This is a genomic window from Pinisolibacter sp. (assembly GCF_036782435.1).
Taxonomy (GTDB): Bacteria; Pseudomonadota; Alphaproteobacteria; order Rhizobiales; family Ancalomicrobiaceae; genus CALBKH01.
In genome coordinates, this window is sequence record NZ_DAIPZB010000060.1 from 1 (window position 1) to 20,282 (window position 20,282).

General features: G+C 69.9%; 15 protein-coding genes. 8 read left to right on the forward strand and 7 right to left on the reverse strand.

Features of this window, described 5'->3' with window-relative positions; all coding sequences use genetic code 11:
- Nucleotides 1-186 precede the first annotated feature (186 nt).
- The 6 genes from V7Q42_RS19020 to V7Q42_RS19045 all read right to left on the reverse strand — a co-directional run bounded on the left by V7Q42_RS19020 (nucleotide 187) and on the right by V7Q42_RS19045 (nucleotide 6,326).
- Entirely contained in the window at nucleotides 187-1,140 is a 954-nt protein-coding gene (locus V7Q42_RS19020; protein ID WP_333825770.1) for an FAD:protein FMN transferase, read from the reverse strand.
- Nucleotides 1,121-3,310 (reverse strand): PepSY domain-containing protein, encoded by a 2,190-nt coding sequence (locus V7Q42_RS19025; protein ID WP_333825771.1) that lies wholly within the window; start codon nucleotides 3,308-3,310, stop codon nucleotides 1,121-1,123. The genes V7Q42_RS19020 and V7Q42_RS19025 overlap by 20 nt, the downstream gene beginning before the upstream one ends.
- Nucleotides 3,311-3,326: 16 nt before the next feature.
- The gene (locus tag V7Q42_RS19030) at nucleotides 3,327-3,797 is read right to left on the reverse strand and encodes a DUF2271 domain-containing protein (RefSeq protein WP_333825772.1); all 471 of its coding nucleotides are present in this window, start codon (nucleotides 3,795-3,797) and stop codon (nucleotides 3,327-3,329) included.
- A 35-nt stretch (nucleotides 3,798-3,832) separates the two neighbouring features.
- Nucleotides 3,833-4,204, reverse strand: a complete 372-nt coding sequence (locus V7Q42_RS19035) for a hypothetical protein (protein ID WP_333825773.1) — start codon at nucleotides 4,202-4,204, stop codon at nucleotides 3,833-3,835.
- A 92-nt stretch (nucleotides 4,205-4,296) separates the two neighbouring features.
- Nucleotides 4,297-5,658 (reverse strand): sensor histidine kinase, encoded by a 1,362-nt coding sequence (locus tag V7Q42_RS19040; protein ID WP_333825774.1) that lies wholly within the window; start codon nucleotides 5,656-5,658, stop codon nucleotides 4,297-4,299.
- Nucleotides 5,655-6,326 carry a response regulator transcription factor gene (locus V7Q42_RS19045; RefSeq protein ID WP_333825775.1) on the reverse strand — a complete coding sequence of 224 codons (672 nt, stop codon included), beginning with the start codon at nucleotides 6,324-6,326 and terminating at the stop codon, nucleotides 5,655-5,657. Before V7Q42_RS19045 ends, V7Q42_RS19040 begins: the two co-directional genes overlap by 4 nt.
- 137 nt (nucleotides 6,327-6,463) lie before the next feature.
- On the opposite strand from V7Q42_RS19045, the gene V7Q42_RS19050 reads away from it, so the two are divergent.
- Nucleotides 6,464-6,763, forward strand: coding sequence for a PepSY domain-containing protein (locus tag V7Q42_RS19050; protein ID WP_333825776.1), 300 nt, complete (start codon nucleotides 6,464-6,466; stop codon nucleotides 6,761-6,763).
- A gap of 19 nt (nucleotides 6,764-6,782) precedes the next feature.
- Here V7Q42_RS19050 and V7Q42_RS19055 read toward each other — a convergent pair whose 3' ends face one another.
- Nucleotides 6,783-7,469: a ZIP family metal transporter gene (locus V7Q42_RS19055; protein WP_333825777.1), complete on the reverse strand. Its 687-nt coding sequence runs from the start codon at nucleotides 7,467-7,469 to the stop codon at nucleotides 6,783-6,785.
- Between the two features lie 595 nt (nucleotides 7,470-8,064).
- On the opposite strand from V7Q42_RS19055, the gene V7Q42_RS19060 reads away from it, so the two are divergent.
- From V7Q42_RS19060 to V7Q42_RS19090, 7 genes are all read left to right on the forward strand, one after another.
- On the forward strand, nucleotides 8,065-8,460 hold the full coding sequence (locus V7Q42_RS19060) for a hypothetical protein (protein ID WP_333825779.1): 396 nt from the start codon (nucleotides 8,065-8,067) through the stop codon (nucleotides 8,458-8,460).
- Nucleotides 8,461-8,533: 73 nt separating this feature from the next.
- A complete protein-coding gene (locus V7Q42_RS19065) occupies nucleotides 8,534-9,772 on the forward strand; it encodes a YeeE/YedE thiosulfate transporter family protein (protein WP_333825781.1) in 1,239 nt (412 codons plus the stop codon).
- A 23-nt stretch (nucleotides 9,773-9,795) separates the two neighbouring features.
- The gene (locus V7Q42_RS19070; protein WP_333825782.1) at nucleotides 9,796-10,956 is read left to right on the forward strand and encodes a rhodanese-like domain-containing protein; all 1,161 of its coding nucleotides are present in this window, start codon (nucleotides 9,796-9,798) and stop codon (nucleotides 10,954-10,956) included.
- 419 nt (nucleotides 10,957-11,375) lie between these two features.
- On the forward strand, nucleotides 11,376-12,245 hold the full coding sequence (gene otsB / locus V7Q42_RS19075) for a trehalose-phosphatase (RefSeq protein WP_333825785.1): 870 nt from the start codon (nucleotides 11,376-11,378) through the stop codon (nucleotides 12,243-12,245).
- Entirely contained in the window at nucleotides 12,242-13,687 is a 1,446-nt protein-coding gene (gene otsA, locus V7Q42_RS19080) for an alpha,alpha-trehalose-phosphate synthase (UDP-forming) (protein ID WP_333825786.1), read from the forward strand. Before otsB ends, otsA begins: the two co-directional genes overlap by 4 nt.
- A gap of 326 nt (nucleotides 13,688-14,013) precedes the next feature.
- Complete coding sequence (locus tag V7Q42_RS19085) at nucleotides 14,014-15,918, forward strand: autotransporter assembly complex protein TamA (protein WP_333825787.1); 1,905 nt, start codon at nucleotides 14,014-14,016, stop codon at nucleotides 15,916-15,918.
- Nucleotides 15,918-19,871, forward strand: coding sequence for a translocation/assembly module TamB domain-containing protein (locus V7Q42_RS19090; RefSeq protein ID WP_333825788.1), 3,954 nt, complete (start codon nucleotides 15,918-15,920; stop codon nucleotides 19,869-19,871). The genes V7Q42_RS19085 and V7Q42_RS19090 overlap by 1 nt, the downstream gene beginning before the upstream one ends.
- Nucleotides 19,872-20,282 lie beyond the last annotated feature (411 nt).

The window sequence follows — 20,282 nt, forward strand, 5'->3', positions numbered from 1 at the left end:
ATTGAGTGAATCACGTCAGCAGACGGTCGTCGAGACCTATCCGCGCACAGGTCTCATTATACCATCGGCCATTGGAAACGACCGATGGTATTCTTGATGCGAATTTCTCATGCCTCTGATGCAGATGAGAAATTCGCATGTCTTCAAAGGCCGGGTGCGTCGGCACCTTCGGACTTCGGTACGAGTTCACAGCGTCGCGCGGGTGGTGCCGTCGACGCCGACGAGGATCGCCGCCAGACCCAGACGTTGCGCCAGGGCGAAACCGTCCTTCGCGCCGGTCACCATCAGCGCCGTCGCCCAGGCGTCGGCGACCATGCAGCTCTCGGCCACCACCGTGACCTGGGCGAGATCGCCGGCGAGCGGCGTGCCGCTGCGCGGGTCCATGGTGTGGGAATGCCTCCGCCCGTCGATCTCGTGGACGTGGCGGTAGTCGCCCGAGGTGGCGACCGCCGCGTCGGTCAGTTCGATCACCCCGGCGAGCGATCGGGCGGCGCGGTCGGGACGCTCCTGGCCGACCACCCAGGTGCGGCCGTCGGGCTTCAACCCCTTCGCCCGCAACTCGCCGTCGATGCCGACGAGGAAGGACGAGACGCCATGGGCGGCCGCGACCTCGGCCATGCGATCGACGCCATGGCCCTTGGCGATGCCGGAGAGGTCGAGCGTGAGCGGCGCGAGGCGGCGGGCCCGACGGGCGATCGGATCGAGTTCGAGCGTCTTCGGCGGCTCGAAGCGCGACCGGTCGGCGGCGGCGGCGATCCCGGCCGGGTCGGGCCGCCGCGCGCCGCCGCCGAAGCCGTAGGCGCGCACCAGATCACCGACGCCGATGTCGAAGGCCCCCTCGGACAATCTGCCGATGGCGAGCGATGCCTCGAGGACGGTGAAGAGCCCGGCGGGAATCGATGTCCATTCGCCGATCGGCGCGCGGTTCAGCCGCTCGAGATCGGAGGTCGGACGCCAGGTCGACATCTCGGCCTCGACCTCCTCGACCGCCGCGGCGAGCGCGGTCGCCAGCGCCGCGGTGTCGAAGTCGGGTACGACGTGGACGATCGCCGACCAGCGCGAGCCCATCGCCGGACCGTTCAGGGCGCGGCGGACGAGATCCGCTGCGGCCGGGCGCGCCTCAATAGACGTCTTCGACATAGCGACCTCCGGCGCGCAAGGTGGCGACGTCGGTGCCGAGCGGATGGAGGATGGTCTCCATCGTCCGGGTGACGGCATGGGCCATGTCGCGGCTGCCGCAGACCAGGATCTGGGCGCCGGCGTGGACGAGTTCGCGCAGGCGGTGGGCGTCGGCGGCGATGCGATCCTGAACATAGGCGCCGGCGTGGGTGTCGCGCGAGAAGGCGGTGGTGAGCGAGGTCAGCCGCCGTTCGGCGAGGGCGCGGGCGAGTTCGTGCTCGTAGAGGAAGTCGGAAGCCGGGCTGCGGCCGCCCCAATAGAGGTGGACCGGGCGGGCGCGATCGTTCGCCCGGACGAAGCCGGCGAGCGGGCCGATGCCGGCCCCGGCGCCGATCAGGATCAGCGACGGGGCCCCTTCCGCCGGACGGAAGCTCGGATTGGTGCGGACGAAGGCGTCGACGGCGTCGCCGGGGCGCAGCCCGTGGAGGAGCGTCGAGCAGACGCCGCCCGGCATCAGGCGGACGCAGATCTCGACGACGCCGTCGGCGGCCGAGGAGGCGAGCGAATAGAAGCGCGGCATGGCTTCGCCCGGCGGCACGACGCCGAGGAGATCGCCGGCCTCGAAGGCGGGCAGGCGGCCGCGACGCAGGGTGCGCCGGTCGAGCGGCGCGGCGAAGCGCAGGATCGCCACCGGCGCGCCGACCGCGGCGCCGTAGTCCTCGCGCTCGACCAGTTCGAGCGCCGTCGTCGCCGGCCGCTCGGCGACATGCTCGAGCACCAGATCGTGGCCGAGGGCCGCGCCGAGGTCTTGGCCCCACTGGGCGAATTCCTGCGCCGATCGACGGTCGATGCGCTTGAAGCCGAGGAGGCGCGGGAAACCCTTGGCGTCGAGCGCCTCGGCGACGGCGCGACCGTAGCCGCAGAAGTCGGGGAAGGTGCGGTCGCCGAAGCCGAGGACGGCGACCGACGTGCGCCCCTCGATCCCGGCCAGGCGATCGAGGAAGTGCCGGGCCGAGGCCGGCGCCGATCCGTCGCCCCAGGTGGCGGCGAGGATCAGCAGGCGCTCGGCGCGGGTGTGCGCTTCGGCGAGGTCGTTCATCTCGGCGAGATGGACGCGATGGCCGTGACGCTCGAGGGCGACGGCGAGCGTCGTGGCGAAGCCGCGGGTCGAGCCGCCGTCGGAGCCGACGAGGATCACCGTGTCGGCGGTCTCGACGGGCGCGGAGGCGAAGGCCGCGGCGCGGTTCGCCCGGCGGCGGCGCCACATCACGAGGCCGGAGCCGGCGAAGATCGGCGTCGTCGCGGCGGCGAGGCCGAGGAGGAGGGCGAGCGCCCAGACGCCGCGGCCGGTGTGGAGGACGCGGACCAGATCGTCGAGGCGATCGAGAACCGTCGCCGGCGCGAAGGCCAGGGTGCGGCCGGTCGTCGGATCGACCACCGCCTCACCCGAACGGGTGACGAGCCGGAAGACATCGCCGGGAACGGTCGGGTCGGCGAGGGTCAGTTCCCGCAGGTCGGCGACGTCGACGCGAGCCAACGCCTCGACGCGACCGAGCGGCAGCGGCGCACCGTCGGCGGCGGCGATGGACGGGGCCTCGGCGCGCTCGGGCAGGAGATCGAAGGTCGAGGCCGACATCCACAGGCCGGTGAGCGAAGAGAGGACGAGGCCGAGGGTGGCGAGGCGGGCGAGGTCGCCGTGCAGACGCTCGGCGGTCGAACCGCGAATCGGGCGGAGGAGCGCCCGCGCGCCGCCGAGGCGGCGCGCGAGGAGGACGAGGCCGGTGAGCGACAGCACCAGCATCGCCGCCGCGCTCAGGGCCGCGACGAGACGGCCGTCCGACCCGAGGCCGAAGGCGCGATGGAGATCGGTGATGAAGCGCACGGTCGGCGAGACCTCGAAGGGACCGAGGCCGGCGCCGGTCGCCGGATCGATCCGCTCGATGCCGTTGGTCTCACCGTCGGTGTAGGCGGCGGTGACGATGCCGCTCGCCCGCACCTTCAGGGTGGAGAGGGTCTCGTGGCGCGCCGCCACGGCTTGCGCGAGCGCGGCGACCGAGATGCCGCGGTCGATGGTCGGGCTCGTGAAACGGTCGACGATCGGCACCACCGACAAGGCCACGCCGGTCAGCGCGGTGACGACGAGGACGAAGCCGAGGGCGAGGCCGAGGACGGAATGGAGACGGCGCAACATGACGAGACCCTCCATGTCAGAACGAGACCTTGAAGGTCTTGACGTAGCCCTTGCCGGCGACCGGCTTGCCGTTCTGGTCGGAGGAGAGCGGCGCGACCACCTCGGAGGGGAAGTCGCGGCCGTTCTCGACCGAGGTGTCGACATGGACGACGTAGCCGGCGTCGATCAGGGCGTCGGCGAGATCGAGGGTGATCTTCAGCGTCCTGCCGGAGCCGATGGAGGCGCCGGTGATGCCGTCGACCTCCGTCGCCCGACCGCCGGAGGCGCGCTGCCAGTCGGAGAGATGGCGCCAGTACTTGGCGCGATCGCCGGCCATCCACAGCGTGCCCTTGTACTTGCCGGCGGCGTCGGAGATCCAGATGACGGCGTAGGCGCCGTTGCCGCCGTAGGCCTTGAGGGTGGTCTCGAAGGTGATCTGTTTCGCCTCGGCCATCGTCGGGACGACGAAGGCGGCGGTGGCGGCGAGAGCGGAAGTCGCGAGTTTCATGGACGTGGTTCCGTTGGGCGCGAGGACGGCGGGCTTCAGTTGACTTCGACCTTGGGTCGGGCCTTGCCCTGGAAGAGGCCGTTGTCGGGAACCGGCGCGTTCGGGTCGGTCGGACCGGTCATGCCGGGACGGCCGGCGCGACCGCGATCGCCGCCACGACGGTCGTCGTCATCGTCGTCGTCGTCGTCATCGTCGTCGTGGCCGCGGCGGTGCTCGCGCGCCTCGTGACGACGGCGATGCTCTCGGTCGGCGATGCGGAAGCGCTCGGCGGTGGAGACGGTCGCGCCGTCGTCACCCGTCTCGCGGGCGTAGCGGTGTTCGAGGAGGCGGGGGGTGGCGAGGGCGACGCCGGCCACGGACGTGCCGAGGACGAGCGCGGCGGTGGCGAGGAGGAGGGGCTTCTTCATCGGAGGGGCTCCGTTCGGTTTCGACCGGAGCACCCTGCGCGGTCCACCTGACGGCCACCTGAAACGGCGACGCGCCGGCGTTCAGCTTCGCGTCAGGAAGATGAACGCGGCGCCGGGAGACGGACCCGGGCGAGGAAACCACCCTCCCGCCCGGGGGCGGGCGAGCGGAGTTCGAGGGTCGCGCCGGAGCCGCGGCAGATGGCGGCGACGATGGCGAGGCCGAGACCGGCGCCCTCGGCCGTGGTGGGACCGCGCTCGAAGCGACGGGTGATCCGACCCAGGTCTTCCGCGGCGATCGCCGGCCCGTCGTTCTCGACTTCGAGCGCCTCGTCGGTCAGCCGCACCGCGACCACGCCGTCGGGCGCACCGTGTTTCAGGGCGTTTTCGACGAGATTGCGGGCGAGCACGGCGAAGGCGTCGGCATCGAGATCGCAGAGCGGGCCGCCGTCGGGCGGGATCGTCACGGCGAGACGATCGGCGACGTCGGCTCGGCGGTCGATCTCGTCGATCACCAGGGCGAGGACCGGGCCGAGCCGGACCGGGGTTTCGGCGAGAAGACCGCCGCCCTCGGCCTTGGCCAGTTGCAGAAGCTTCTCGGCGAGGCCCGACAGGCGGCGCAACGACGCGGCGATGGCCCGGGCGCGCTCGCGTGCCACCTCCTCCGGCAATTCGGCGAGGAGGCGCTGGGTCTGGGCGAGTGCGGCGGCGATCGGCGTGCGCAGCTCGTGGGCGGCGTTGGCGGTGAAGCTGCGCTCGGCCTCGAGCGCGCCGCGCAACCGCTCGAGCAGGGCATCGACGGCGCTCGCTACGGGCGCGATCTCGGCCGGCAGGCCGGTCTCGCCGAGCGGGGCGAGATTGCCGCGACCGCGCGATTCGATGCGTTCGCGGAAGGCGACGATCGGGCGGACCGTCGACTGACCGAGGAGGAGGACCGCGAGGACCGCGATCGGCACCAGGACGGCCAGCGGCCAGATCAACGCGACGACGGCGTTGCGGACCGTCTCGCGGCGATGCGCGAGCCTCTCGACGGTGACGACCCGCACGGTGCCGCGGACCGCCGTCTCGGTGTAGAGGCGCAGGTCGCCGGCGGTCGAGAAGCCGTTCGGGACGTCCTTGGGGATCACCGCCGGATCGGCATCGCTCGACTGGAGGAGATCGCGGCCGGTTTCGTCGCGAACGACGTAGGTGACGTATTCGCGATGCGGTCCGATCGGCGCCATGTGCTGCGGCGGGTCGTCGGCCTCGCGCGCCAACAGTTCGGAATAGGCGAGCGGCAGGATCCGCTGCGCCACCTCCTGGAGGGCGCTGTCGAAGACCTCGTCGATCTCACGGCGGAGCACGAGACCGGCGACGGCCGCCGCCGCCAGCCACAGCACGGTCATGGCGATCACGAGGCCGACGGCGAGACGGCGACCCAGGCTCCAGCGCGGCGGCGGGGCGAGGCGGGCGTTCATACCCCTCCCCCCGGCGCGCCCAGCCGATAGCCCATGCCGCGCACCGTTTCGATCACCTCGGCGCCGAGCTTCTTGCGCAGGCGCGCGACATAGACCTCGATGGTGTTGCTCTCGACCTCGGCATCGAAGGAGTAGAGCCGTTCCTCGAGTTGCGGCTTGGAGAGGAGCTGGTTGGGGCGCTGGACGAAGGCCTCGAACAGCGACCACTCCCGCGCCGTGAGCGCCACCGGCCGGCCGCCGCGGTGGACGGTGCGGCCGCCGAGGTCGACGTCGAGGTCGCCGATGGTGACGAGCGGGTTGGGATTGCCGGAATAGCGGCGGCCGACGGCGCGGATGCGGGCGGAGAGCTCGGCGAGATCGAAGGGCTTCACCAGATAGTCGTCGGCGCCGGCGTCGAGAGCGGCGATGCGATCGGAGATCTGGTCGCGGGCGGTGAGCACGATCACCGGCGTGACGTCGCCGCTCACGCGGCGGGCCTTGAGGAAATCGAGGCCGCGGCCGTCGGGCAGCATCAGGTCGAGCAGCACCAGATCGAAGACGCCGGCGCGGATCGCAGCTTCCGCGTCGGCGAGGCGCGTCACCCAGTCGGCGGAATGGCCGTCGGCGACGATCTGGTCGCGGACCGCCTGTCCGAGCAGGACATCGTCTTCGATCGCGAGAATGCGCATGGAGATCGCCTCGTTCCTCTGCGGCGCAGTCTAGTCTCGTCCCGGGGCGACGGGTCGGGTAAAATTCACGAGGTCGTTCAGGTCCGTTTCAGCCGCCCGTGCTGAAATGCGCCATGATCCTTCCACCGGAGAAGCCCGTGATCCTTCGCATCGCCCTGACCCTGGCTCTTCTCGGCGCGTCCGTCGACGTCGCGGCGGCGGACGACCGTTGCGCCGTGCCGCTCGCCGACTGGCAACCGAGATCGGCGTTGGTGCAGAAGCTCGCGGCGGAAGGCTGGACGGTACTGCGGCTCAAGGCGGACGACGGTTGCTACAAGGTCTTCGCCCGCGACGCGTCGGGCCGAACGATCAAGGCGCGCTTCGACCCGGCGACGCTCGAACGCGTCCCCGGCGGTCGCGGCCACCACGGCGGCGGCCACGACGACGGTCACGACTGATCGGGCGCCGCGCTTCGGTTCACAGCGTGTCCTCGAGGATCAGCAACAGCAGGAAGCCGACGAAAAACAGCGCCGTCGCCCATGGCGGCTCCTCGACCTCGTGCGCCTCGACCAGCAGTTCCTCGGTGACGAGGTAGAGCAGGGCCACCAGCCCGAAGGCGAAGGCACCGGTCACCACACCGGGCGAGGCGGTGGCGAACGGAGCGGAAAAGACCACGCCGACCGGCATCATCAACGCCAACGCCGAGGTGATCGCGACGTTGCGGAACCGCTGCTCCGGTGCGTCGCCGAGTTCGGCGGCGACCGAGAGAGCGAGGAACAGCACTTCGATCGTCAGGGCGAAGGTGAGCAGCAACCCCGCCTTCTCGCCACCCTGGAAGGCGAGGCCGAGCACCGTGCCGTCGATGAAGAGGTCGACCGCGATGAGCGAGACGAGACCGATCTTGCCCTCGGTGCGTTCGCCGATGGTCTTCAGGACGAGCATCGCGGCCACCCCGAGGCCGCCGCCGACGACGATCGACCACAGAGCGCCCTGGTGCTTCAGGTGCGGCAGGATCTCGACCGCCGCGGCGGAGAACACGATGCCGGCGGCGAAATGCTGGATGGCGCTCACCGCGACGTGGGAGGGCCGCCGCAGCAGGGTGAGAAATCCCCCGATGATCGCGGCGAGAATCGGGATCACGGTATAGGTGAGAGCGGTCGTCATGTGCGGCTCCGCGGACCGAGAAGATTCGGCATGTCACGACCGCGCGAAAGCGTCCAGACGACACTTTCGCGATGAGGGTCTTCCCCGATGCGATCGAGGGCTTTCGACCCGCCTTCGCCACCGCCCTCCGCGTCGCCTCCCTGCGACCACGGCACCTCCGGCGCGACGCGGCGATCGGACACCGATCACCGATGTCGCGGCGAAGCCCTCGAGGTCGGTGGGGAGGACGGCGCACCCACGGAATTTCAGATCGTCGCAGGAATCCGCAGCACCGCCGCTCGACATCCGACGGCGTTCCGGAGCGGCCGGGAACTTCGCTCGGAAAGTCCGTGACCGCTTTTCGGGGTTTACTGAAAAGTTTCTGACCGGTTTTCGTAGCAATGCGAACGGCGAGTTGTCACGGTGCCGCCGGTCCGCGAGTGGCGCATAAATGATCAGATTAGAAATATCAGATCTGCCCGATCGTACGACAGCGGGGCAGACGAGATCCGCCGCTGCAGGTCGACGCATCCGCGCGCCACCCGACCAGGGCCGACCCCGCCCCGCTCCGCTCACGAAGCTCCGCTTCGACGAGAGGGCCACATTCGGGGAAACGATGATGAAGAAGGCCCTGGTTTTCTCGGCGATCGCGATCGCCGCCGTCACCGCATTCGCGACCGCCGCCTCGGCCTACGATGCCGAATGGAAGCGGGGCCGGATCTACTATCGCTCCGTCTGCACCTCCTGCCACGTGGCCGAGCCGATCGGATCGATCGCGCCGTCGACGCGCACCAAGGCGGAATGGGCCGAGTATCTGAAGGCCGACGCGCACGCCAAGGGCAAGGACAAGGTCTCTCGCTTCCTCTCCAAGGCCTACCGAGCCGAGATCAAGGCGACCAACAAGGCGGCCGAGAAATTCGCCGATGTCGCCGACGAGGAGCTGACCGCCGATGTCGCCGCCTTCCTGATGCGCGGCGCCAAGGACGGCGACGAACCCGCTTCCTGCAATTGAACCGCCCGATCCCGCTCCGCCACGACCGAACCACCGGTCGTGCGGGCGGATCCGTGCGTGGAGACCGACCACGATGTCCACATCGCCCAGCCGTTTTCCCGGTCTCGCCGAGGACTGGAAGAAGATCTTCGTCGAGGAATGGTCCCCCTTCTTCGGGGCCGTCCTGCTCGTCCTGATCGTCCTGGCGCTGATGACCACCGGTCTCTTCTGGGGGGTCTTCGGCGGCGTCAAGTACTGGGGCGATCGGCTCAATGCGGCGATCGGCCTGGCGCCGTTGCTCGGCATCGGCGAGGCCAAGGAGGGTTTCCTCGGTCATCGCATGTCGCTGATGAACATCATGCTGGTCCTCGGATCGGCGACCGCGGCGCTGCTCTCCGGACAGTTCCAACCCAACCGGGCGCCGAAGCTCGAGTACGTCTGGGGCGCTCTCGGCGGATCGCTGATGGGCGTCGGCGCATCGCTCGCCGGCGGCTGCACCACCGGCGGCTTCTTCAACCCGGTCGTCCATTCCTCGCCGGCCGGTTGGGCGATGTGGGCCGGCCTGCTTTTCGGCGCCTGGGTCGGGCTCAAGGTCCTTCTGTGGACGCTCGACACCATCGAATGGGGCACCGCCGCGCCGTCGCCGATCCGCGTGCCGGAGGGGGTGAAGCGGCTCTATCCGATCCTCGGGCTCGCCATTCTCGTCGGTATCGTCGCCTGGAGCGCGGCGTGGTGGGCGTCGCCGGAGAAACAGGTCGCCTCGCGCGCCATCGTCGTCGCCGCCGGTTTCGCCATCGGCTTCGTCATGCACCGCTCGCGTCTGTGCTTCGCCCGTTCGATCCGCGAACCCTTCATGACCGGCGAAGGCACCATGACCAAGGCGGTGATCCTCGCCATGGCGATCGGCATGCCGCTCGCAGCCCTGCTGTTCCGCGCCAAGGTGATCGACCCCTATGTCGCCATCCCCGCGACCTTCTGGATCGGATCGCTCACCGGCGGCGCGATCTTCGGCTTCGGCATGGTGTTCGCCGGCGGCTGCGCTTCGGGGGCGCTGTGGCGGATGGGCGAGGGCCACGCCAAGCTCTGGGTGGCGATGTTGTTCTTCGCCTGGGTCGGCTCGATCGCCTCGGCCATCTTCAAGAAGATCGGCCTCACCGCCATCGACGAGACCAACATCGAGACCTGGGAAGTGACCGCCGTCGGTCGTCAGGCCTTCCTGCCGGACATGTTCGGCGGTTGGGGCGTGGCGTTGGCGATCGGCTTCGGCCTGCTCGCGCTCTGGTACGCGGTCGTCCGCTGGAACGAGACCACCGAGAAACTCACCGTCCTGTGACGTTCAGCTCAGGGAGAAGACCCATGAGAACGAAGCATCTCGCCCTGGTCGGCGCGCTGATGATCGGCGCCACCGGCCTCCTCGTCGCCGTACCGACCCTTCCGGCCGCCGCTCAGACCGCCGTGCAGCCGAAGGAGGGCTGGTTCTCCGTCCTGACCACCTTCGACAAGGTGCGCGCCGAGGCGACGATCCCGCCGAAGAAGGGCGTCACCATCGTCGACAGCCGCCCGACGGGCCGCCAGTACGACCCCGGGCACATCCCGGGCGCGATCAACATCCCGGATTCGGCCTTCGAGAAGTCGGTCGACAAGCTGCCCGCCGACAAGGCGACCAAGCTGATCTTCTACTGCGGCGGCGTCGACTGCATGCTGTCCCACGACAGCGCCAGGAAGGCGAAGGCGCTCGGCTACGGCTCGATCGAGGTCTATGCCGAGGGCATGCCGGACTGGAAGGCCAAGGGCGGGCCGGTCGCGGTCTCGGGCGCCTACATCAAGAAGCTGATGGACGAGAAGCAGCCCTATACGCTGATCGACGCGCGTCCGAAGCGGGTCACCGACAAGGGCGTCATCCCGACCGCCGTGGCGATTTCCGACAGCGAATTCGACAAGCACGTCGACAAGCTGCCGGCCGACAAGGCGGCGCTGGTGATCTACTACTGCGGCGGTCTCGAATGCGTGCTGTCCGACCAGTCGGCGGACAAGGCCCGTAAGCTCGGCTACACCAACGTCGTGACCTATCCGGAAGGCTACCCGGAATGGGAGAAGCTCTACGGCGCCGGTCCGGCGGCCGCCGCCGCTCCGGCGACGGGAGCCGCACCCGCGGTCGCGCCGGCCAAGGCGGCGCTGGTCGCCGGCAAGGAGAAGGGCTCGGTGACCGTCGCCTCCTTCGAGGCGGCGTGGAAGGCCGATCCGGCCGCGATCCTGCTGGTCGACGTGCGCAATGCCAACGAGTTCGCCTCGGGGACGATCAAGGGCGCGGTCAACGTGCCGATGAACGAACTGGAGAAGAAGCTCGCCACCTTCCCGAAGGACAAGCCGATCGTCTTCATCTGCGGCACCGGCGCGCGCTCGGGTGAGGCCTACGACACGGCCAAGCTCTACGCCGCCGATCTCCAGGCCTCCTTCCTCGACGCCAACATCAAGTTCGCCGGCGACGGAACCGCGACGATCACCGAGAAGAAGTGACGTCCCACGGGTTCGGACGCCCCCGTCCGACCTCCATCGACGCCCGCATCGTCGGCCCTGTTCGCAGTCGCCGACGATGCGGGCGTCTTCGCGCTCGGCGGGGCCTCGGCACGATCGGCGGTCGATGCGGATCATTTGCTCTCGAAGTACATCTCCACCTCTCTCAGTCGCCATTCGAAATAGAAGCCGATACTTCAACATTATTTTCGATCCACCGAAACATAGGTTTCGAATACAAAATACATTGATCGTATCTTGATTTTGTGCTCGTAAAATATAGTTCAATTATATTGACAAATAAGCTGCTTTGAGCTATACGGTTCATCCAATGATACCGAATAGATTGACCATGCCCGACCCGGCGAGAGCCGGAAGGTCATGATTTCTTTGTCATTTCGACGAGGTTGCCGATGCGGTCGATGAAACACGAAGGTGCTGCGCGGAAGACGGTGCGGGCGAGCCTGCCGCTCGACGCTCGGGGACATCGCGACGAGGCGGCTTTCTTCGTCGATTTCGACGGGACGCTGGTCGACATCGCCCCCACTCCCGACGCCGTCGTGGTGCCGACGCGGTTGGCCGGATTGCTGTCGCGACTGTCGGAGCGAACCGGTGGCGCCGTCGCGGTCCTGACCGGCCGATCGCTCGACACCATCGACCGCAAACTCGGGCCGACGGTTCTACCGGGCTGCGGCCAGCACGGCCTGGAGCTGCGGTTGCCCTGCGGTCGCTCGGTATCGCGCGACGTGGCGGAGATGGATCCGGTTCGCAGAAGCCTGACCGCTCTTTCGGCCGACTGGCCGGGTGGTGTCGAGATCGAGGACAAGGGTCTCGCTCTCGCCGTCCATTTTCGCGCCGCGCCGGATGCGGCCGCGACGATCGAGCGCGACGTCGCTCGCGCCGTCGGGCATGCGCCGGAGCGATTCCGTCTGCGTCACGGCAAGATGGTGGTGGAGGCGACGCTCGCCGGGACGTCGAAGGGGACCGCGCTGCGCCGGCTCATGATGGAGGCCCCCTTCCACGGTCGAGCGCCGATCGTCTTCGGCGACGACGTCACCGACGACGACGCCTTCGACGCGGCGCGCGCCTTCGGCGGCACCTCGTATCAGGTCGGACGACGCGACGGACATCGGGCCGATTTCGAGATCGGCGGACCGGCCGATGTGTTGCGCATCCTCGAAAGCCGGGCGGACGCGGCGAACCGTGGAGGAGCGTCCCGAGAACCCACTCGACGATCGGGCTCGTCCGACGAACCCGCCACCCGTCGAAATCCTCGGAGGGCCGAACCTTGAGCCGTCTCGTCGTCGTTTCGAACCGCGTGCCCGATCCGGCCGCCGGACGGACCCGCGCCGGCGGGCTCGCGGTGGCACTCGAGCAGGCGCTGAGGCAGCGTGGCGGGATCTGGCTCGGCTGGTCGGGCGCGGCGGTCGACGAGCCGTCGGCGACGCCGCGGATCACCGAGGTCGGAGCGGTCTCCTACGCCCATCTCGATCTGACGCCGGACGAGGTGCAGGAATATTACAACGGCTTCTCCAATCGGGTGCTGTGGCCGCTGATGCACACCCGGCTCGATCTGACCGAATTCGCCCGCAACGAACTCGCGGCCTACCACGGGGTCAACCGCCGTTTCGCCAAGGCGATCGCCGCGCTGCTGCGCGACGACGATCTGGTGTGGGTCCACGACTACCACATGATCCCGCTGGCCTCGGAACTGCGCCGGCTCGGGGTGAAGAACCGGATCGGCTATTTCCACCACATCCCCTGGCCGGCGCCCGACATCCTGATGGCGTTGCCGCGTCACGAAGATCTGGTGAACGCGCTGCTCGAATACGACCTCGTCGGTCTCCAGACCGAGGCGGACGCCGACAATCTCTTCGCCTATCTCACCCGCGAATACGGGCTCCGCTCGAACGGCCGCGGCGTCGTCGGCTGGAACGACCGCTCGACCCGGATCGCGCATTTCCCGATCGGTATCGAGACGAAGGCCTTCGCGACTCGGGCGCGACGCGCCGCCCTGGTCTCCTTCGTCCGCGAGATCACCGAGAGCCTGCTCGGGCGCAAGCTGATCATCGGCGTCGATCGGCTCGACTACTCCAAGGGCGTTCCGGAGCGGATGGCGGCCTTCGAGAAGCTGTTGGAGATCCATCCCGACCTCGTCAACAAGGTCACCTATCTGCAGATCACGCCGCGCAGCCGCTCGGAAGTGCCCGAATATGCCGACATCGAACGCAGCGTGTCGGAGATGGCGGGTCGGGTGAACGGGCGGTTCGGCGAGGCGAACTGGACGCCGATCCGATACGTGAACCGCGCCTATGGCCGCACCGCCCTCGCCGGACTCTATCGCGCCGCCGACATCGGATTGGTGACTCCGTTCCGCGACGGGATGAATCTCGTCGCCAAGGAATACGTGGCGGCCCAGGATCCGGAGAATCCGGGCGTCCTGGTCCTGTCGCGCTTCGCCGGCGCCGCCGCCGAACTCGAAGGCGCGATGCTGGTCAACCCCTACGACTGCGAGGGGATGGCGCGCGCCGTCGCCAAGGCACTGGAGATGCCGCTCGACGAGCGCATCGCCCGGTGGCGCACAAACTGGGAGCGCCTCGTCGAGAACTCGATCGACATCTGGGCCGAGACCTTCCTCGGGGCGCTCGAGGACGATCGGGCGAGTTTCGCCAGCCGCCTGCTCGGCTTCATGCGGACCTCCGACCAGAGGTTCGGACAGCCGGCGAGGCGGTGAGGAGAGGCGCGGACACACGGTCGGCGGCACCCCGGTTCGGCCAGCGATTCCATCGGAGGTCGACGCGACGGGTCGCAGATGCGAAGGTGTCGGCAGGGGACCGACCGCCGTGGGGCCGCACGCGACGAACGACGTGTGGTTTCGGCGGACATTCGAAGGAGGTCGATGGCGGTCGGCCGAAACGACCGTGGACGACGGAGAAGCCGCTTCGCGCCTCGGGTCGGACGAAGTCGGCCGGACGGGACGTGAGCATGGATGTGGTTCGAAGTGCCGGAAGCGGGTTCCGCCGGGGTGGCCGGGGACGGGTCTCGTTCCGGTTCGCGTCGGTGGCGGGGTGCGCCTTCGCGACGGCCTTCGTTCTCGCCTCGCCGGCCGCCGCCTTCGAGCTCTTCGGCGTCCATTTCTTCGGTGAGAAGGCCGAGACGCCACCCGTCTCCGCCGAGGCGCAGCGCTACCTGCCGACCCTCGTCGTCGAGCCTGCCGATGGCGACGTCGAGGCGCGGCTGAAGGATGTCTCCCGGCTCGTCTCGGAAGCCGGTGACACGCCGCCGCCGAGCACCGCCTCTTTCCTGGCGCGGGCGCGCGACGACTACGGCCGCCTGCTCGCCGCCCTCTATTCCGAGGGCCGGTACGGCGGGACCATCACGATCGAGGCAAACGGCCGACCGGTCGAGGAGATCGCGCCGGACGCGACGCTGCCGAACCCGGTCGCGGTCCGCATCACCGTCGACCCCGGGCCGCGCTACGTCTTCGGCCGCATCGACATCGACGGCCGGCCGAGCCGCGTGCCGCCGCAGCTCCAGGCCGACATCAAGCCGCCGAAGACACCGGAGGACCTCGGTCTGGTCGCCGGCGCAGCGGCGCGAGCGGGGGCGGTGACCGGCTCGGAGGAGGTACTGGTCGCGGCCTGGCGCCGGATCGGACACCCCGAAGCGAGGATCGCCTCGCGCAAGGTGGTCGCCGATCACCCGAACCGTCGCGTCGACGTGACGATCCGGATCGATCCGGCGGGCGCCGCCGTCTTCGGGCCGACCAGGGTCGAGGGCACGAAGGACATGGATCCCGACTTCGTCGCCCGGCAAGCCGATCTGCCGCCGGGCGAAGAGTGGTCGTCGGACGAGGTGAAGCGCGCCGAACGGCGGTTGCGGCGGCTCGAGGTGTTCTCTTCGGTGCGCATCGTCGACGCCGGCTCGAGCCAGGATTGGGTGAACCCGGCACGCCAGCCGGTCACGATCACCGTGGCGGAGCGGCCGCTCCATGTCTTCGGCGTCGGTGGCGGCTACTCGACGATCGACGGCGCCGGCCTCGAAGGCTACTGGCAGCATCGCAACCTCTTCGGCCGTGCCGAGAAGCTGCGCGTCGAGGCGCGGGTCAGTGGCATCGACGTCGCCGACCCGAGCCGCTTCACCTATTCCGGCGGCTTCACCTTCGTGAAGCCCGGCGTCCTCGATCCTGCGACCGATCTGACGGTGCAGCTCCAGGCGGCGCGCGAGGTCTACGATCCCTACACGGAAGAGGCCGTCCGCGCCCGCGTCGGCCTCGCCCACGAATTCTACCCCGGCCTCACCGGCAAACTCGGCGTGACGATGGAGGCGGCCCACGTCGACGACGCCTGGGGCGAGCGAGACTTCCGTCTCCTCGGCCTGCCCGCCGAACTCGCCCGGGACACCACCGACGATCGGCTCGCCCCGACCCGCGGCTACCGCATCAAGGGGCAGCTCGAGCCCTTCTACGAGATGCGCTACGGCAACCTCGGAGCGATCGGCCGCCTCGACGCCACCGCCTATCGGGCGCTCGACGACGAGGGTCGCCACGTGCTCGCCGGCCGCGTCGCCTTCGGTTCGATCTTCGGCGCCTCGGCACGCGAGATCCCGGACGATCGGCTGTTCTTCGCCGGCGGCGGCGGGTCGGTGCGCGGTTTCGCCTATCGCAGCCTCGGGCCGCGCACCCCGGCCGGCGACATCGTCGGCGGTCTGTCGCTCGCCGAGGCCTCGCTCGAATACCGGGCGCGGGTGACCGAGACCATCGGCGTCGTCCCCTTCGTCGACGCCGGCACCGCCTTCTCGTCACGCCTGCCGGACTTCTCCGGGAGGATCCGCATCGGGGCCGGTCTCGGCCTGCGCTATCACACCGGTCTCGGCGCCATCCGCTTCGACGTCGCCGCACCGCTGAACCCGGAGCCGGGCGATCCGCGCTTCGGGATCTACATCGGCATCGGGGAGGCCTTCTGATGGCACGCTCGCGCCTCGCCGCCCTCGCATTCGCGGCCCTCCTCGCCGTCGGCCTCGGCGCCGCCGCGCAGACCCCCGCGCCGGCATCGACGTCGTCGTCGACCTCGAGCCCACCCACCACGGACGACGAGGAGAAGTCCGCCTTCGTCCGCTTCGTCGAGGAGACGATCTCGACGCCGGATCGCCGCATCCGCCTCGGCCGGATCGACGGCGCCCTCTCCTCCGACGTGCGCATCGGCTCGATCACTCTCGCCGACCGCGACGGCGTCTGGCTGGAGATCACCGACGCCCATCTGGTGTGGAGCCGGCTGGCGCTCCTCAAAGGGCGGTTGGAGATCGCCGAATTGACCGCCGCCGCGATTCGTCTCGACCGCCGGCCACGGGGCTCGGCGGTACCGTCGGCGACCGCATCGCCGACCTTCGCGCTGCCGGATCTGCCGGTCTCGGTTCGGCTCGACCGTCTGGCGGTGCCCGATGTGACACTCGCCGAAGGGATCGCCGGCCCCGCCGCCCGATTCGCCGTCGACGGCGGGGCACGGCTCGACGGCGACCTTCTCGATGCGCGCTTCGCCGTCCGCCGTCTCGACGCCGGCGGCCGTCTCGACTTCCGCCTCGGCTATCGCGAGGCCGACCGGGTGCTCGATCTCGATCTGGCGCTCGACGAACCGAACGGCGGGTTCCTGACCAACCTGTTCGACATCCGCGATCGGCCGGCGCTGGCGCTCGGGGTGCGAGGACGCGGGCCGGTCGACGGCTTTTCCGCCGATCTCACCCTCGATGCCGAGGGAGAGCGGCTGCTCACGGGACGCGGTGCCGTGGCGAGTGCGCCGCAGGGGCGGCGTTATACGCTGCAGGTCGACGGATCGCTCGGCCGCCTCGTCTCCGATCGCTGGGGGGCCTATTTCACCGGCCGGACGTCACTCGACGTGGTGGTGGCCGAGGCCGGGAGCGGCGGTGTCGTTCTCGAACGTGCGGAACTGGTTTCGGGCGCGGCGGCGCTCCGAGCCGTCGGTGCCTTCGCCGCCGACGGCGTGCCGACCGCGCTCACCGTCGCCGGCGAGCTCGGGTCGGGCGACGGGGTCGTGCCGATTCCGGGAACCGGGGGGCGGGCAAGACGGGCGAGCCTCGCCGTCGTCTTCGGCGACCGAGCGCCGTGGAAGGGAACGCTCCGCCTCGACGGCTTCGAGAGCGACGACCTGCGTCTGCGCAGCGCCGAGATCACCGCCACCGGCGTCGCCCACGATCTCGCCGACGCGACGTCGCGCGGGACGAATTTCGAAGTATCGGGCGGCGTCGACGGCATCGAGAGCCCGCGGCCGGGCGAGGCTGCGGCCTTCCGCTCGCCGCTGCGGCTGGCGGCGCGGGGCGACTGGCGCGCCGGCGGGCCGATCACGATCGCGACGTCGACCCTCGACGACGGCAACGTCGCCGCTCGCTTCGCCGGAACGATCGGGGCGGGGGCGATCTCGGGCGAGGGTGGCGTCGCGGCGAAGACGCTGGCGCCGCTCTCCGATCTCGTCGGACGCCGGCTCGGTGGGCGCGTCGACCTCACCGCCCGTGGGACATGGCATCTTCTCGGCGGCGCCTTCGACGTCACCCTCGACGGCGAGAGCGTCGACCTCGCCACCGGCTCGGCCGAGGCCGACGCGCTGATGCGCGGCCGCATGACGCTGCGCGGCCGGGTGGCGCGCTCGGTCGAAGGCCTCACCGTCGAAGGCGTCGCGCTCGACAATCGATCGCTGCGCCTCGAAGCCGCCGGCACGCTCGGCCGCACCGCCGGGGACCTGTCGCTCGGCGCGGTGATCCACGACCTCGGCGTGGCGACGCCGAAGGCGAAGGGACGGGTCGCGCTCGAGGCACGGGCGACCGGCGGTCTGGCGCGCCCGGCGATCGCCGCAGCGCTCACCGCGCCCTCGCTCTCCCTGCAGGGACGCCCCTTGCGCGACGGCGAGGCGCGTTTCGACGGGGTGTTCGGCGAGACGGGACTCGACGGACGTTTCGCCCTCTCCGGCGACCTCGCCGGCCGGCGGCTCACCGGCGGCGCGACCGTCGTCGCGCGGGAGGACGGCGGCTCACGGCTCGACGGGTTGCGGATCGTCGCCGGACGGAGCCGCATCGAAGGAGCGCTCGATCTCACGCCGAAAGGGCTCGTCGAGGGCACGCTCGCGATCGTGTCCCCCGATCTCGGCGACCTCGCGCCGATCGCCCTCGTCACGGCCAAGGGCGCGCTCGACGCCTCGGTCACCCTCGCGACCCGCGACGGGGCGCAGACCGCGGCGGCGCGCGGGCGGGCGCGCAGTCTCGTCGTCGAGGGGGCGGCCGTCGGTTCGGCCGACTTCGACGTGACGCTTTCCGACGTCTTCGGCACGCCGACCATCGCCGGCCGGGTGAACGCCGCCCGCATCGCGGCGTCGGGCGTCGACGTGGCGAAGGTCGATCTTCGGGCGTCGCCGGCCGACGACCGCGCCACGCGGTTCGACCTCGGCGCCGACGGGATCGCGACGCCGGATCTGCGCGATGCGGGTCTCGCGCCGGCGGCTCTGACCACCACCGGTACGCTCGTCGATCGCGCCGCGCGTTTCGAGGCGACCGTGCGGGCCGGCGGCGGCATCGCGCTCGCGGCACGCGGGCGGGCGTCGATCGATGGGTCGGATCTCGACGTGACCGTCACCGGCGACGTGCCGCTCGCCGCGGCGAACGGCCTGCTGCGCGAGCGAGCGACGAAGCTCGCCGGCCGGACGAGGCTCGATCTCCGGATCACCGGGTCGGCCGCCGCACCACGGATCGGCGGCGCCGTCGCGCTCTCCGAGGTCGGGGCGACCGATCCGGAGACCGGGATGCGTCTCTCTGCCGGCAGTGGCCGCATCCGCCTCGGCGACGGCCGCGCGACCATCGAGAGTTTCTCGATCACCACCGGGTCGGCGGGGACGATCGCGCTCTCCGGCAGCGTCGACCTGCCGCCGGCGCAAGGGCTGCCGGGCGATCTCACGGTGCGTCTCAGCCGCGCCCGGATCCGCAACGGCGACTTGCTGACGGCGGAGACGAGCGGCCTTCTGACCGTCCGCGGCCACCTCCTCGCCGGGCCGACGATCGGCGGGGCGATCACCGTGGATCGTGCCGAGATCGCCGTACCCGAACGCTTCGCCGGGCGCCTCACGGTGATCGACACCGAACATCGCGGCGCTTCGAGGTCGGTGGCGCGGACCGTCGCCAAGGCGCGCGGACGCGATCGCCCGGGATCGAAGGCTCGTGCGGCGGGCTTCGGCCTGGCGCTGTCGGTCGAGGCGCCGGCGCGCATCTTCGTGCGCGGCCGCGGCATCGACGCCGAACTCGGCGGTCGGTTGCGGCTCGACGGCCCGGTCGACCGCCTCGCGCCGGTCGGCGCCTTCGAGATGATCCGCGGCCGGCTCGACGTGGTCGGCCAGCGCATCGATCTCACCCGCGGGCGCGTCCAGCTCGTCGGCAGTCTCGATCCGGAGATCGACTTCACCGCCGAGACGAGGCGCGGCTCGACGACGGTCACCGCCCGCGTCCACGGCGCGGCGAGCGACCCGCGCATCGCGCTGTCGGCGTCCGAGGATCTGCCGCAGGACGAGATCCTGGCGCGCTTCCTGTTCGGGCGATCGATCACCCAGCTGTCGCCCGTCCAGGTGGTTCGGCTGACCATGGCGGTGGCGCAGCTGGCCGGCGGCGGACAGGCGGCGGACCTGCTCGGCTCGATCCGCAAGTCGACCGGCCTCGATGATCTCGACATCGTCACCGACTCCAAGGGCAACGCGGCGGTCAAGGCCGGCCGCTACGTCGGTGAGAACGTCTATCTGGGCGTCAAGACCGGCGCCAAGGGCGAGGCGGCCGGCACGATCGATCTCGACGTCACCCGCAACCTCAAGCTCCGCGGCGAGGCCGGATCCGAGGACTCACGACTCGGTGTCTTCTTCGAACGGGAATACTGAGATCCGTGTGCGGGATCGGTGAGGGTGGCCGTGGTGGCCGGCGACAAAAGTTCTCGTTCGAGCCGGTTCATCCTCGGTTCATGTCGTACCCTTACGATCACATCATAGCTTCTGCACTCTCATCCGTTTCCCGCCATCGATGCCCCCACGGCGCCGGTGGATCCGTGCCGTGATGTGATTTCCAAGATTTTCATTTCACGAGAATCGGACTTTTATTCTATAATAATACGTATGTTTTCGTACCCGGCATGCGGGTATTCCTGTCGACAAGGTAATTTTGTTCCTTTTTGTTGCTTTTATGCTATGATTTCCGCGGAAGTCCGCCCCGACGACGGGAGATTTCATCCCGCCGTCGGCGACCGTCCAACCGCGGAGAGACGAAATGCCCCGTGTGTTCCTCAACCGTCTGAT

What these genes read in the sequence shown, in the direction of transcription:
- V7Q42_RS19020 (WP_333825770.1), bottom strand. Translation starts at nt 1,140, where the DNA reads ATGTCGAAGACGTCTATTGAGGCGCGCCCGGCCGCAGCGGATCTCGTC.
- V7Q42_RS19025 (WP_333825771.1), bottom strand. Translation starts at nt 3,310, where the DNA reads ATGTTGCGCCGTCTCCATTCCGTCCTCGGCCTCGCCCTCGGCTTCGTC.
- V7Q42_RS19030 (WP_333825772.1), bottom strand. Translation starts at nt 3,797, where the DNA reads ATGAAACTCGCGACTTCCGCTCTCGCCGCCACCGCCGCCTTCGTCGTC.
- V7Q42_RS19035 (WP_333825773.1), bottom strand. Translation starts at nt 4,204, where the DNA reads ATGAAGAAGCCCCTCCTCCTCGCCACCGCCGCGCTCGTCCTCGGCACG.
- V7Q42_RS19040 (WP_333825774.1), bottom strand. Translation starts at nt 5,658, where the DNA reads ATGAACGCCCGCCTCGCCCCGCCGCCGCGCTGGAGCCTGGGTCGCCGT.
- V7Q42_RS19045 (WP_333825775.1), bottom strand. Translation starts at nt 6,326, where the DNA reads ATGCGCATTCTCGCGATCGAAGACGATGTCCTGCTCGGACAGGCGGTC.
- V7Q42_RS19055 (WP_333825777.1), bottom strand. Translation starts at nt 7,469, where the DNA reads ATGACGACCGCTCTCACCTATACCGTGATCCCGATTCTCGCCGCGATC.
- V7Q42_RS19060 (WP_333825779.1), top strand. Translation starts at nt 8,065, where the DNA reads ATGATGAAGAAGGCCCTGGTTTTCTCGGCGATCGCGATCGCCGCCGTC.
- V7Q42_RS19065 (WP_333825781.1), top strand. Translation starts at nt 8,534, where the DNA reads ATGTCCACATCGCCCAGCCGTTTTCCCGGTCTCGCCGAGGACTGGAAG.
- V7Q42_RS19070 (WP_333825782.1), top strand. Translation starts at nt 9,796, where the DNA reads ATGAGAACGAAGCATCTCGCCCTGGTCGGCGCGCTGATGATCGGCGCC.
- otsB (WP_333825785.1), top strand. Translation starts at nt 11,376, where the DNA reads ATGAAACACGAAGGTGCTGCGCGGAAGACGGTGCGGGCGAGCCTGCCG.
- V7Q42_RS19090 (WP_333825788.1), top strand. Translation starts at nt 15,918, where the DNA reads ATGGCACGCTCGCGCCTCGCCGCCCTCGCATTCGCGGCCCTCCTCGCC.